12 protein-coding genes are annotated in these 13,007 nt (G+C 66.5%); 11 read left to right on the plus strand and 1 reads right to left on the minus strand.

The features are described from left to right. The 11 genes from AO057_RS04005 to AO057_RS04055 form a co-directional block, all read left to right on the plus strand. The coding region (locus tag AO057_RS04005) for a uracil-DNA glycosylase (protein ID WP_156404465.1) at nt 1–689 on the plus strand (689 nt) is incomplete at its 5' end. 24 nt (nt 690–713) lie between these two features. Beyond that, nucleotides 714–1,151 (plus strand): hypothetical protein, encoded by a 438-nt coding sequence (locus AO057_RS04010; protein ID WP_082605401.1) that lies wholly within the window; start codon nt 714–716, stop codon nt 1,149–1,151. A 110-nt stretch (nt 1,152–1,261) separates the two neighbouring features. Beyond that, nucleotides 1,262–1,597: a hypothetical protein gene (locus tag AO057_RS04015; RefSeq protein WP_057674422.1), complete on the plus strand. Its 336-nt coding sequence runs from the start codon at nt 1,262–1,264 to the stop codon at nt 1,595–1,597. A 30-nt stretch (nt 1,598–1,627) separates the two neighbouring features. Beyond that, the gene (locus AO057_RS04020; RefSeq protein WP_057674423.1) at nt 1,628–2,707 is read left to right on the plus strand and encodes an alpha/beta fold hydrolase; all 1,080 of its coding nucleotides are present in this window, start codon (nt 1,628–1,630) and stop codon (nt 2,705–2,707) included. Next, nucleotides 2,691–3,245 carry an RNA 2',3'-cyclic phosphodiesterase gene (thpR, locus tag AO057_RS04025; RefSeq protein ID WP_057674424.1) on the plus strand — a complete coding sequence of 185 codons (555 nt, stop codon included), beginning with the start codon at nt 2,691–2,693 and terminating at the stop codon, nt 3,243–3,245. The genes AO057_RS04020 and thpR overlap by 17 nt, the downstream gene beginning before the upstream one ends. 45 nt (nt 3,246–3,290) lie before the next feature. Further along, a complete protein-coding gene (locus tag AO057_RS04030) occupies nt 3,291–3,782 on the plus strand; it encodes a MarR family winged helix-turn-helix transcriptional regulator (protein WP_057674425.1) in 492 nt (163 codons plus the stop codon). Between the two features lie 159 nt (nt 3,783–3,941). After that, a complete protein-coding gene (locus tag AO057_RS04035; protein ID WP_057674426.1) occupies nt 3,942–4,991 on the plus strand; it encodes an aromatic ring-hydroxylating dioxygenase subunit alpha in 1,050 nt (349 codons plus the stop codon). Nucleotides 4,992–5,000: 9 nt separating this feature from the next. Beyond that, nucleotides 5,001–5,966 (plus strand): PDR/VanB family oxidoreductase, encoded by a 966-nt coding sequence (locus AO057_RS04040; RefSeq protein WP_057674427.1) that lies wholly within the window; start codon nt 5,001–5,003, stop codon nt 5,964–5,966. A gap of 49 nt (nt 5,967–6,015) precedes the next feature. Further along, nucleotides 6,016–6,855 carry an orotidine-5'-phosphate decarboxylase gene (gene pyrF / locus AO057_RS04045; RefSeq protein WP_205629996.1) on the plus strand — a complete coding sequence of 280 codons (840 nt, stop codon included), beginning with the start codon at nt 6,016–6,018 and terminating at the stop codon, nt 6,853–6,855. Between the two features lie 146 nt (nt 6,856–7,001). Beyond that, entirely contained in the window at nt 7,002–7,598 is a 597-nt protein-coding gene (locus AO057_RS04050) for an RcnB family protein (RefSeq protein ID WP_240480731.1), read from the plus strand. A gap of 37 nt (nt 7,599–7,635) precedes the next feature. Next, nucleotides 7,636–9,876, plus strand: coding sequence for a putative bifunctional diguanylate cyclase/phosphodiesterase (locus tag AO057_RS04055; protein WP_057674428.1), 2,241 nt, complete (start codon nt 7,636–7,638; stop codon nt 9,874–9,876). 4 nt (nt 9,877–9,880) lie between these two features. Here the strand turns inward: AO057_RS04055 and uvrA are convergent, their stop codons facing one another. After that, nucleotides 9,881–12,910: an excinuclease ABC subunit UvrA gene (gene uvrA, locus AO057_RS04060; RefSeq protein ID WP_082605403.1), complete on the minus strand. Its 3,030-nt coding sequence runs from the start codon at nt 12,908–12,910 to the stop codon at nt 9,881–9,883. Between the last annotated feature and the right edge of the window lie 97 nt (nt 12,911–13,007).

Raw genomic sequence — 13,007 nt, forward strand, 5'->3', positions numbered from 1 at the left:
CTGTGGCCGTGGCGCGCCCGGCCACAGGTTCGGCGACATCTGTGGTCGCGAGAGTCGTTGCTCCCGTTTCGCGTGCCATGCCAGCTGAAATCGCGGGCATGGACTGGGGGCCGCTGCAGCAGGCGGTGGCATCGTGCCAGGCCTGCGGCCTGTGCCAGAGCCGCAAGAACACCGTGTTCGGCGTGGGCGATACGCAGGCGCGCTGGCTGGTGGTCGGTGAAGCACCGGGCGAGAACGAGGACATCCAGGGCGAGCCCTTTGTCGGCCAGGCCGGCCAGTTGCTGGACAACATGCTCAGGGCGGTCGGGCTGAACCGCCAGGGCACGGGGACGCAGGGCGTCTACATCGCCAACGTGCTCAAGTGCCGCCCGCCGGCCAACCGCAACCCGCAGCCCGAAGAGGTGCTGCAGTGCGAGCCCTATCTGCGCCGCCAGGTCGCGCTGTTGCAGCCGCAGATCATCCTGGCACTGGGCCGTTTTGCCGCCCAGTCGCTGTTGCAGCACAGCGTGCCCGACGTGGCCACGATGCCGCTGGGCAAGCTGCGCGGCCGGGTCCACCGCTACGAGGGCGTGCCGGTCATCGTGAGCTACCACCCGGCTTACCTGCTGCGCACGCCGCAGGACAAGGCCAGGACCTGGGCTGATCTGTGCCTGGCCATGGACGTCATGCGCAGCGGCGCCCCCGCCTGAGTCAACGAATCTGGAGCATCCCTCATGAAAAACAAACTGATCCGCCTCGTGCTGATATTCCTCGCGGTCGTGGTCCTGCTGACGATCGGCTGGGTCTGGATCGCCTTGCACTGGAGCTATTCCGACGGCGAGCGCGCGGGTTATGTGCAGAAGCTCTCGCGCAAGGGCTGGCTGTGCAAGACCTGGGAGGGTGAGATTGCCATGGTCACCATGCCGGGGGCCATTCCGGAGAAGTTCGAGTTCTCCGTGCGTGACGACGACGTGGCGCAGAAGATCAACCTGTTGGCCGGCAAGCGTGTCGTGCTGGACTATCGCCAGTACAAGTTCATCCCCTCGACGTGCTTCGGCGAGACCGAATACTTCATCGATGGTGTCCGGGAGGTGGTGGACACACCTGCGCAAGCCGCCCCGCAGCCACTGGCACCCGTCGTCTCACCAGGCCAGCTGACGCCGGTGCGTTGACACACCGGCCGTGGTCATGAAGCCTCGCACCCTGGTCTTCATCGCCACCCGCCTGGACGGCTGCATCGCGTGCAGCAACGGCAGTCTCCGCCGGCCGAAAGGTTGATGCCATGTACGAATCCAGAAAAGAAGCGCCCCTGCCGCACGCCAGTTTTGTCCGGCGTCTCTTGCTGCACCTGTTTCTCGCGTTGGCCCTGCTGGCGCTCTCGCTGCTGGCCGGCATGGCCGGTTACGCGTATTTCGAGCAGCTCGATTGGGTGGATGCCTTCATCAACTCGGCCATGCTGCTGGGGGGCATGGGGCCGGTCCATCTGCCTGTGACGACCGGGGGCAAGCTGTTTGCCGGGTTTTACGCCTTGTACGCGGGGCTGGTGTTCATCGCCACGGCGGCCCTGATGTTCACGCCGGTCATGCACCGCCTGCTGCACAAGTTTCACTGGGACTGACTTCGAATTCATCCACAAGAGGAGACAAGCATGAGACAAGCAATTCAAAAGACGGGCTGGCGTACGCTGGCCCTGGCCCTGGCCCTGCTGGCGGGGAGCAGCCTGGCCGGCGCGGCCGACTACCCGGCGCCCAAGTCGGGCAGCTGGGTCATCAAGAACTTCCGTTTCAATACCGGCGAGGTGATGCCGGAACTGAAGGTGAACTACCACACGGTGGGTGAGCCCACGGGCGAGCCGGTGCTGATCCTGCACGGCACCGGCGGTTCGGGTCGGGGCCTGCTCAGCCCGGGTTTTGCCGGCGAGCTGTTCGGGCCCGGGCAACCGCTCGATGCGGCGCGTCACTACATCATCCTGCCGGATGCCATCGGGGCCGGCGGCTCGTCCAAGCCCTCGGATGGCCTGCGCATGGCCTTTCCGAAGTACAACTACGAGGACATGGTGCGGGCGCAGCACGCGCTGGTGACCGAGCATCTGGGGATCAAGCAACTGAAGCTGGTGCTGGGCAACTCCATGGGGGGCATGCACACCTGGTTGTGGGGCGTCATGTACCCGGACGCCATGCGCAACCTCGTGCCCATGGCCTCGATGCCGGTGGAGGTGGCCGGGCGCAACTGGATGACGCGCCGCATGCTGATGGAGGTGATCAAGCTCGACCCCGACTGGAACAACGGCAACTACACGCGCCAGCCGCGCGGGCTGCAGGTCGCGCAGCTGTACTTCAGCGTGGCCACGCTGGGGGGCAACCAGGGCCTGCACCAGATCGCGCCGACACGCGAGAAGGCCGACCAGTACATCACCGACCAGCTGGCCAAGGGCTCAGCGAGCGATGCCAACGACATCCTCTACCAGTTCGATGCCCTGCGCGACTACAACCCGGCGCCTCGGCTCGAAGCCATCCGCGCCCGCCTGCTGGCCATCAATGCCGCCGACGACGAGCGCAACCCGCCCGAGCTCGGCATCATGGAACGCGAACTCAAACGCGTGAAGAACGGCAGTCTCTATCTCATTCCCGCCAGCCCCAGCACCCGCGGCCATGGCACCACCGGTCAGGCCAAGTGGTGGACGGCCCAGTTGCAGGCCTGGCTCGCTCAGGATGCAGCACGACGTTGAAACGCCCACCGAGGCCCGGCTGTTCCTCGCCCTGGTACCGGGGGGGCCGGTCCGGGCCGAGCTGAGTGCGCACACCCAGGCCTGGCGCTGGAACGACGGGGCCCAACGCTACGCCCCACCCGACTGGCATGTGACCCTGCACTTCATCGGCCCGGTGCCGCGCACACGCCTGGACGAATTGCGGGCCGGGCTGTCCCAGCCGTTCACCCCCTTCGAATTGCGCTTTGGCGAGCCTGCCTTGTGGCCGCATGGGCTGGCGGTGCTCTTGCCGATGGCCACGCCGCCCGCCTTGCAGGTGCTGCATGACCGCCTGGGCGCGCAGCTGCGCCGGCTGGGTTTGCACACCGACGAGCGCCCTTACCGGCCACACCTCACCCTGGCGCGCCGCGCCGAGCAGGCCGTGCCGCCGGCGCCGCCGGCCTGGGGCTGGATGGTGCGGGGGTATGTGCTGATGGAGTCGACCGGCCGGCCCGAGGCGCGCTACCGCGTACTGCAGCGTTTTGATGATCGCGGTCAAGACGATGGCGCGACGGCTTGAAGCACAATTCGTCTTCAGGAACGCCCCCATCATCCCGAAGCCGCCATGACCAACAAGACTGCCGACGCCCCGCTGTCCATCGAGCTCTATGACGAGCCCGGTCACCTGATCCGCCGTGCCCAGCAGATTGCCGTTTCCAAGTTTCACGAGGTGCATGGTCGCCATGTCACGCCCATCCAGTACGCCATCCTGCGCACCCTGCACGAGACCCCGGGCATCGACCAGGTCACGCTGGCGCAGCTGATCGCGCTGGACACTTCCACCACGGCCGACATCGCCGCGCGGCTGGAGACCAAGGGCTGGATCCTGCGCGAGGTGCTGCCGCGCCGCCAGCGCCGTCTGTCCCTGACCCCGGAGGGTGAAGAGGTGCTGCTGGAGCTCAAGCCCGGCGTGGACGTGCTGTACCACGGCATGATGAGCAGCCTGGAGTCGGCCGAGCAGAAGGAGTTCATGCGCCTGCTGCGCAAGTTCGTGCACCTGCACGACAGCCAGAACCCGGCCGAGGTCCGCAAGCTCCGCCTCGCGTCCAAGGCCTGAGGGCGCCTGCCCCCGGCCACCGGTCGGAAACCCCCGCCAGGTCAGGGTAAGTCCGGTTTTTTTGGGTTTGACAGGCCGTAATCATTCAGTACAATGAATGACATTCAGTATACGGAATGATGAAGTCCGTCTATTTTTAACCCTCACAAGGAGCCCGCCATGTTTCCCAAGAACACCTGGTACGTCGCCGCCACCCCCAACGAGATCGACGAAAAGCCCCTGGGCCGCACGATCTGCGGCGAGCGCATTGCCTTCTACCGCGGCGAGGAGGACAAGGTCGCCGCCGTGCAGGACTTCTGCCCGCACCGCGGCGCACCCCTGTCCCTGGGCTATGTGAGCGAGGGCAAGCTGGTCTGCGGCTACCACGGCCTGGAGATGGGCTGCAAGGGCAAGACCATTTCCATGCCCGGGCAGCGCGTGGGCGGCTTCCCGGCCATCAAGGCCTACCCGGTGGTCGAACGCTACGGCTTCATCTGGGTCTGGCCCGGCGAGCCGGCACTGGCCGACGAGAGCAGGATCCCCGTGCTCGAGTGGTACGACCACCCCGACTGGGCCTACGGCGGCGGCCTGTACCACATCGCCTGCGACTACCGCCTGATGGTCGACAACCTGATGGACCTCACGCACGAGACCTATGTGCACAGCACATCCATCGGCCAGAAGGAAATCGACGAGACGCCCTGCAAGACCGTGGTCGAGGGCGACATGGTCGTCACCAGCCGCTACATGAACGGCATCCTGCCCCCGCCCTTCTGGAAGGCCGCGCTGCGCAGCAACAACCTGGCCGACGACGTGCCGGTGGATCGCTGGCAGATCTGCCGTTTCACGCCGCCCAGCAACGTGATGATCGAAGTGGGCGTGGCCCACCAGGGCCACGGCGGCTACGACGCGCCCAGCGACAAGAAGGTCTACAGCGTGGTGGTGGACTTCATCACGCCCGAGACCGAGACCTCGATCCACTACTTCTGGGGCATGGCGCGCAAGTTCAACCCGAAGGACAAGGCGCTGACCGCCACCATCCGCGAAGGCCAGGGCAAGATCTTTGCCGAGGACCTGGAGATGCTGGAGCGCCAGCAGCAGAATCTGCTCACCTATCCGGACAGGAAGCTGCTGATGCTCAACATCGACGCCGGCGGCGTACAGTCGCGCAAGATCATCGATCGCATCGTCGCGGCCGAGCAGGCCGCAGCGGCTGTCGCCACGAACTGAGGACCCGGCATGAGCTCTGTCAATCTGCAGGTGCGTGTGGCCCGCAAGGCCCAGGAGGCGCTGGACATCGTCACGCTGGAGCTGGTCGCCAGCGACGGCCGCGCGCTGCCGGCCTTCTCGGCCGGCTCGCATGTGGACGTGCAGCTGCCGGGCGGCATCACGCGCCAGTACTCCCTGTGCAACGACCCCAAGGAAACGCACCGTTACCTGATCGGCGTGCTGCGCGACCCGGCCTCGCGCGGCGGCTCTTTGGTCGTGCACGACAGCCTGAAGGAAGGCGATGTGCTGCAGATCAGCGCACCCAGGAACCATTTCCCGCTGGCGCACGAGGCGAAGCAACACCTGCTGCTGGCCGGCGGCATCGGCGTCACGCCCATCCTGTGCATGGCCGAGCGCCTGGCCATCACGGGTGCGGCTTTCGAGATGCACTACGCCACGCGCGCGCCCGAGCGCACCGCCTTCCGCAGCCGTATCGCGGCTTCCAGCTTCGCGGACCGTGTGCACTTCCACTACGACAACGGTGATGCTGCGCAGAAGTTGGACCTGAAGGCGCTGCTCGCCAGACCGCAGGCCGGCACACACCTCTACGTCTGCGGCCCCAAGGGGTACATGGACGCGGTGCTGGGCACGGCGCGCGCCGCCGGCTGGCCCGAGAGCCAGCTGCACTACGAGTTCTTCGGCGCGGAAGTGGCGAAGTCCGACAGCGACGCCGGCTTCGAGATCAGATTAGCCAGTTCCGGCCGCATCATCATGGTGCCCAAGGATCAGACCGTCACCCAGGCCCTGGCCGCGGCCGGCGTGGAAGTCATGGTGTCCTGCGAGCAGGGTGTGTGCGGCACCTGCCTGACGCGCGTGCTCGAAGGCGTGCCTGACCACAAGGACAGCTACCTGACACCGGAAGAGCAGGCGGCCAACGACCAGTTCACGCCCTGCTGTTCCCGTTCCAAGACGCCGCAACTGGTGCTTGATCTCTGAGCCGAAGGTGAGGAAGGGGCCCGTTCGGGCCCTTTCTTACAATAGGACCATGACTTTCCTCGACATGTTGCGTGCCGCCGAGCGGCAGAACGATTCCATGCTCTGCGTGGGCCTGGACCCGGAACCGGCGAAGTTTCCCGCCGCCATGAAGGGCGATGCCACGAAGATCTACGACTTCTGCGCCGCCATCGTCGAGTCCACGGCCGATCTGGTGATTGCCTGGAAGCCGCAGATCGCCTACTTCGCCGCGCACCGCGCCGAAGACCAGCTGGAAAAGCTGGTGGCCCACATGCGCCGCGTATCACCCAATGTGCCGGTGATCCTGGACGCCAAGCGTGGGGACATCGGCAGCACGGCCGAGCAGTACGCGAAAGAGGCCTTCGAGCGCTACGGTGCCGATGCGGTGACGCTCTCGCCCTTCATGGGCTTCGATTCCATCCAGCCTTACCTCAAGTACCACGGCAAGGGTGCCTTCCTGCTGTGCCGCACTTCCAACCCGGGCGGTGACGACCTGCAGGCCCAGCGCTTGGCCAGCGTGCCGGGCGAACCCCTGCTCTACGAACACATTGCCCGCCTGGCGCAGGGGCCCTGGAACACCAATGGCCAGCTGGGCCTGGTGGTGGGTGCCACCTACCCGGCCGAGATCGAGCGTGTGCGGGCCGTGGCCCCCACCGTGCCCTTGCTGATCCCGGGCGTGGGCGCGCAGGGCGGTGACGCCGCAGCGACGGTCAAGGCCGGCTGGCGGGCCAGTGGTGGCGAGACCACGGCACCGATCGTCGTCAACTCCTCGCGTGCCGTGCTCTACGCCTCGCAGGGCGCGGACTACGCGGCCGCGGCACGCCAGGTGGCCCGGCAGACGCGAGACCTGTTGCAGACGGCACGCGGCTGAAGCCGATTAGGGCCTGTTCACACTTGAGAAATGAGTGTGAACGGCCCTAGCCTGAAACAAAATGTAGAGGGCAAGCGCTGGACACGGCCTGGAGGCACAATCAAGGTCATGTTTTTTGCAGCCCAGGCTGCGCAGGAGTGTGGCTCATGATGAAAATTCTCAAGCAATTACCGATGTACGCCTTGATCGGCTCCATGGCCCTGGGGGGCTGCTCCGTGGTGGCCGAGGCCCCGGGTGCCAGCGGGCCGGGACGTGACAAGGACCGCTATGAGCGGCGCGATGACCGCAAGGATGACCGTCGGGAGAGCCGCCGCGACGACAAGCATGACCGGCGTGATGATCGACGAGATGACCGACGCGATGATCGCAGGGACGACCGGCGTGACGACCGCGGTGACGATCGCCGCGGCGGCTCGAATGTGCAGATCAATATCGGCGGCTATTTTGGCGAGCGCCAGCGCACTTCGGTCTACGAGGCCTATGGCCAGCCGTCGCGCGCCAACTGCCCGCCCGGCCTGGCCAAGAAGAACAACGGCTGCCAGCCGCCCGGACAGGCCAAGAAATGGAAGATGGGCCAGCCCCTGCCGCGTGACATCGGCTACCGCCCGGTCGAGGCCGACATCCGCGTGCGCCTGGGCACGCCGCCGGCCGGCCACGAGTTCGTGCGCGTGGCGCAGGACATCCTGCTGATCGCCGTCGGCACCAGCATCGTCATCGACGCCATCGAAGACCTGCAGCGCTGAGCAGGCAAGACGCAGCGAACCGCGGGGGAAGGCTTCCATGGACCGAAGCCCTTCCCGCTTCGCCTACACGCGCAGCTTGCGGCTGTCGGTCGGTATTGCGGCGCTGCTCTTCATCTGCTTCGGCATCTACGTCCAGGCGGAAAAACAGATCGACCGCGCCAACGAAGCGCGTTACCGCTCACGCCTGCTGGCCGACGAGTTGCGGCAGTCCTCCGATGATCTGACTCGCATGGTGCGCAGTTATGTGCAGACGGGCCATCCGCTTTACAAGCAGTACTTCTCCGATATCCTGGCCATCCGTGACGGCCGCAAACCCAGGCCGATTGCTTACGACGGCATTTACTGGGACCTGTTCGGCCCGGATGGGCGCCCGCCACGGCCGGACAGCGACCAGGCCACCAGCCTGCTGGACCTGATGCGCCAGGCCGGCTTCACGGCGGCTGAGTTCGAGCGGCTGGAGCAGGCCAAGGAAAACTCGGACGCCCTGACCGAGATCGAGCACGTCGCCATGAACCTCGTCGAGGCCCCGGGCCCCGATCTCCCGCAACGACGCCTGCAGGCCAGCCGCATCCTGCACGACGTGATCTACATGCAGGCCAAGGCCGACATCATGCGCCCCATCGGCGAGTTCTATGCCCTGCTGGAACAGCGCACGGCCAAGGACGTCGAGGATGCCGTCAACCGGGCCTACTGGCTGCGCGTCCTGGTGGTGACCCTGGGCCTGGCCCTGTTGCTGGCCTTGTGGGACAGCCTGCGCAAGCTCAGAGCCACCCTGGGCGCAGCGCCGGACGAGGTCTATGCCCAAATCGTGCAACTGGGCCAGGGCAAGTTCCAGGACCCGATCGCCGTACAGGCGGGCATGCAAGACAGCGTGCTGGGCTGGCTGCAACAGACCCAGCGGCAGCTGCACCAGATGGAGGTCGAACGGCGTGTATCGGACGCCCGGCTGGTGCAGCTGGCCGACTACGATCCGCTGACCGGCCTGCCCAACCGCCGCCTCTTGCAGGACCGGGCGCAGACCGCGCTGGGCCGCGCCCATCGGCATGGCGAGGCACTGGCCCTGATGTTCCTGGACCTGGATCGATTCAAGAACATCAACGATAGCCTGGGGCACCAGCTGGGCGATGCGTTGCTGGTGCAGGTGGCGCAGCGCCTCAAGTCCCTGCTGCGCGAAGAAGACACGATCTGCCGCCTGGGCGGCGACGAGTTCGTGCTGCTGTGCCCGGGCACCGACGCAGCCAGTGCCGCCCACGTGGCGCGCAAGGTGCTGGCCCTGGCGGCGCAGCAGTACCAGATCGGCACGCAGGAACTGGCGGTCACCTGCTCGATCGGCATCGCCATGTACCCCTCGGACGGTGACTCGCTGGAGACCCTGTCGATGAGCGCCGACACGGCCATGTATCGCGCCAAGCAGGCCGGCCGCAATGGCTTTCGCTTCTTCAAGGCGGAAATGCAGACTCACTCCACCCGCACCTTGCAGCTGGAGAACGCGCTGCGCCGCGCGCTGGCACTGGGCCAGATGCACCTGGAGTACCAGCCCCAATTCAGCCTGCACAACGGCGAGGTCACCGGGGCCGAAGCCCTGCTGCGCTGGCACCATCCGGAGCTGGGTGTGCTGTCACCGACCGAGTTCATCCCCGTGGCGGAAGACAGCGGGCAGATCCTGGAGATCGGCGAATGGGTGCTGCGCACCGCCTGCCGCCAGCTGCGTGCCTGGCAGGATACCGGCCTGCCGATCCGGCGCATGGCGGTCAACCTGTCGGCCCTGCAGTTTCGCCACCCCAAGCTGCCCCGGCAGGTGGAGCAGGTGCTGGCGCAAACCGGTTTGCCAGCGCAGTGCCTGGAGCTGGAATTGACCGAGCGCGTGGCCATGGAGAACCCGGAAAGTGCGATCGCCATGATGGATCACCTGTCCGAACGCGGCGTGCAGATGTCGATCGACGACTTCGGCACGGGCTACTCATCGCTCAACTACCTCAAGCGCTTCAGGATCTACAAGCTCAAGATCGACAAGTCCTTCGTGCGGGATATCGCCGAGGACCCGGACGACCGCGCCATCGTGACGGCCATCATCAGCATGGCGCGCAGCCTGGGTTTCCTGACCATCGCCGAAGGGGTGGAAACGCCGGGGCAGCTGCAGTTCCTGCGCGAGCACGGCTGTGACGAGGTCCAGGGCTACCTCTACGGCCGGCCCTTGCCCCCGCAGGAATTCGAGCAGCATGTGCGCCAGCACCTCGCCCGCCACCCGGTCGTGTCCCAGGCGGGCGTGCCGGGCTGAAACCCTACAACAAGGGACGCAGGTAGCGCGCGGTATGGCTGGCCGGGTTGGCGGCCAGTTCCTCGGGTGTGCCCATGCCCACCACGGTGCCGCCGCCCGCGCCGCCTTCGGGCCCCATGTCGATCAGCCAGTCGGCCGTCTTGATGACGTCCAGGTTGTGTTCGATCACGACGATGGTGTTGCCCGCGTCGCGCAGCTGGTGCAGCACTTTCAGCAGCAGGTCGATGTCGGCGAAGTGCAGGCCCGTCGTCGGCTCGTCCAGGATGTAGAGCGTGCGCCCCGTGTCGCGCTTGGAGAGTTCCAGCGCGAGCTTGACGCGCTGCGCCTCGCCGCCCGAGAGCGTGGTGGCCGACTGGCCCAGTTTCACGTAACTCAGGCCCACGTCCAGCAGGGTCTGCAGCTTGCGGGCGATGGCCGGCACGGCCTTGAAGAAGGCGTAGGCAGCCTCCACCGTCAGGTCCAGCACCTGGGCGATGTTCTTGCCCTTGTACATGACCTCCAGCGTCTCGCGGTTGTAGCGGGCACCAAAGCAGACGTCGCAGGGCACGTAGACGTCGGGCAGGAAGTGCATTTCCACCTTCACCATGCCGTCGCCCTGGCAGGCTTCGCAGCGGCCGCCGGCCACGTTGAAGCTGAAACGCCCGGGGCCGTAACCACGCTCGCGCGCCATGGGTACCTCGGCCATGAGATCGCGGATGGCCGTGAACAGACCGGTGTAGGTGGCCGGGTTGGAGCGCGGTGTGCGGCCGATGGGCGACTGGTCGACGTTGATGACCTTGTCGAAATGCTCGATGCCCTCGATTTCCTTGACGGGGGCCGGCTCATCGTGTGCGCGGTAGAGCTGGCGCGCCACGGCCTTGTACAGGGTGTCGTTGACCAGGGTGGACTTGCCCGAGCCCGAGACCCCGGTGACGCAGGTGAACAGGCCCACGGGTATATCCACACTCACGTTCTTGAGGTTGTTGCCGGTCGCGCCGATGATCTGCAGGCGCTGGAGTTCGGTGCGGTCCTTGCCCTTTTGCGGGGTCTTGGTCGAGGCCTCGGCCGGCTCACCGCGCAGGGGCAGCCAGGGGGTGCGGCGCTTGGGCAGGGGAATCTTCAGGGTGCCGGCCAGGTACTGCCCGGTCAGCGAATCCGGGTGGGCCTTGACCTCGTCGTAAGTGCCCTGGGCCACCACGCGCCCGCCATGCACGCCGGCACCGGGGCCCATGTCGATCAGGTGGTCGGCCGCGCGCATCATGTCCTCGTCGTGCTCCACCACCAGCACGCTGTTGCCGATGTCGCGCAGATGGCGCAGGGTTTCGATCAGGCGGTCGTTGTCGCGCTGGTGCAGGCCGATGCTGGGCTCGTCCAGCACGTACATCACGCCGGTCAGGCCGCTGCCGATCTGGCTGGCCAGGCGGATGCGCTGGGCCTCGCCGCCCGAGAGTGTTTCGGCGCTGCGGTCCAGGCTCAGGTAGTTCAGGCCCACGTCGTTGAGGAACTTCAGGCGCAGCCGGATCTCGCGCACCACCTTGTCGGCAATGCCGGCCTTGGCGCCGTGCAGTTGTAGCTGCTCAAAGTAGTCAAAACATTCGCGCAGCGTCAGGTGGCTGACCTCGAAGATCGCGCGTGCCTGCGCGCCTTCGCCCAGCTTCACGTGCCGCGCTTCGGGGCGCAGGCGCGTGCCGGCGCAGGCCGGGCAGGGCTGCGTGCCGCGCAGGCGGGCCAGGTCTTCGCGCACCAGGGCCGAGTCGGTTTCGCGGTAGCGCCGCGTCATGTTGGGGATGATGCCCTCGAAGGGGTGGGTCTTGCTGACCTTGCGGCCCTTGGAGGCACCCGAGTCCATCACGTAGCTGAACTTGATCTCGTCCTCACCCGAGCCGTGCAGGATGACATGCTGGAGTTCAGGCGGCAGCTCCTCGAAGGGGTCTTCGAGCTTGAACTTGTAGTGTTTGGCCAGGCTCTCCAGCATGGCGAAGTAGTAGGCGTTGCGCCGGTCCCAGCCCTTGATGGCGCCGCCGGCCAGGCTCAGGCTGGGGAAGGCCACCACCCGCGCCGGGTCGAAGAACTCCTGCTGCCCGATGCCGTCACACGTGGGGCAGGCACCTTGCGGTGAATTGAAGGAGAACAGGCGCGGCTCCAGCTCGCTGATCGAGTAGTGGCACAGCGGGCAGGCGTAGCGCGCGTTGAACATGTGCTCGGTGCCCTGGTCCGTCTCCAGCGCAATGGCGCGACCCTGGGCGATGCGCAGCGCGGCCTCGAAGCTCTCGGCCAGGCGCTGGCGCAGGGCAGCGTGCTCGGGCTCGTCGGCGCCACGTACCTTGAGGCGGTCGATCACCACGTCTATGTCGTGTTTCTCCGTTTTCTTGAGCGTCGGCAGCTCGTCGAAATTGAGGGCCTGGCCGTCGATGCGAAAGCGCACATAACCCTGGGCCTGCATGTCCTCGAAGACCTCGGTGAATTCACCCTTTTTCTGCCGCGCCAGCGGCGCCAGGATCATCAGGCGCGTGTCGGTGGGCAGGGCCAGCACGGCGTCCACCATCTGGCTCACGGTTTGCGCCTGCAGCGGCAGGCCGTGGTCGGGGCAGTGCGGGGTGCCGGCGCGGGCGTAAAGCAGGCGCAGGTAATCGTGGATCTCGGTCACCGTGCCCACGGTGGAGCGCGGGTTGTGGCTGGTGGCCTTCTGCTCGATGGAAATTGCCGGCGACAGGCCCTCGATCAGGTCCACGTCGGGCTTGTCCATCAGCTGCAGGAACTGGCGCGCGTAGGTCGAGAGGCTTTCCACGTAACGGCGCTGGCCCTCGGCGTACAGGGTGTCGAAAGCCAGGCTGGACTTGCCCGAGCCGCTCAGGCCGGTGATCACCACCAGCTGGTTGCGCGGGATGTCCAGGTCGATGTTCTTGAGGTTGTGCGTGCGCGCCCCGCGGATGTGCATGGCCTGCTGCTGCAGGGCGCGGGCCAGGTAGCGCCCCTGGCCTTCTTCGGCGTGGACGGGGGGGCGGAGGCCTTCAGGGGTGGAGTTCAAGGGCGGCCTATGGGCAAAACCGTCCATGATAGAGAATTCCTGGAGGCCCTGGTGCCCCGGCTGGCCGGATCGGGGACAATACAGGTCTTGCCCGCCCCTGCGCGGGCCTTCTCTATTCCGGTGC

This window comes from Curvibacter sp. PAE-UM (assembly GCF_001432305.1).
Classification (GTDB): domain Bacteria; phylum Pseudomonadota; class Gammaproteobacteria; order Burkholderiales; family Burkholderiaceae_C; genus Hylemonella.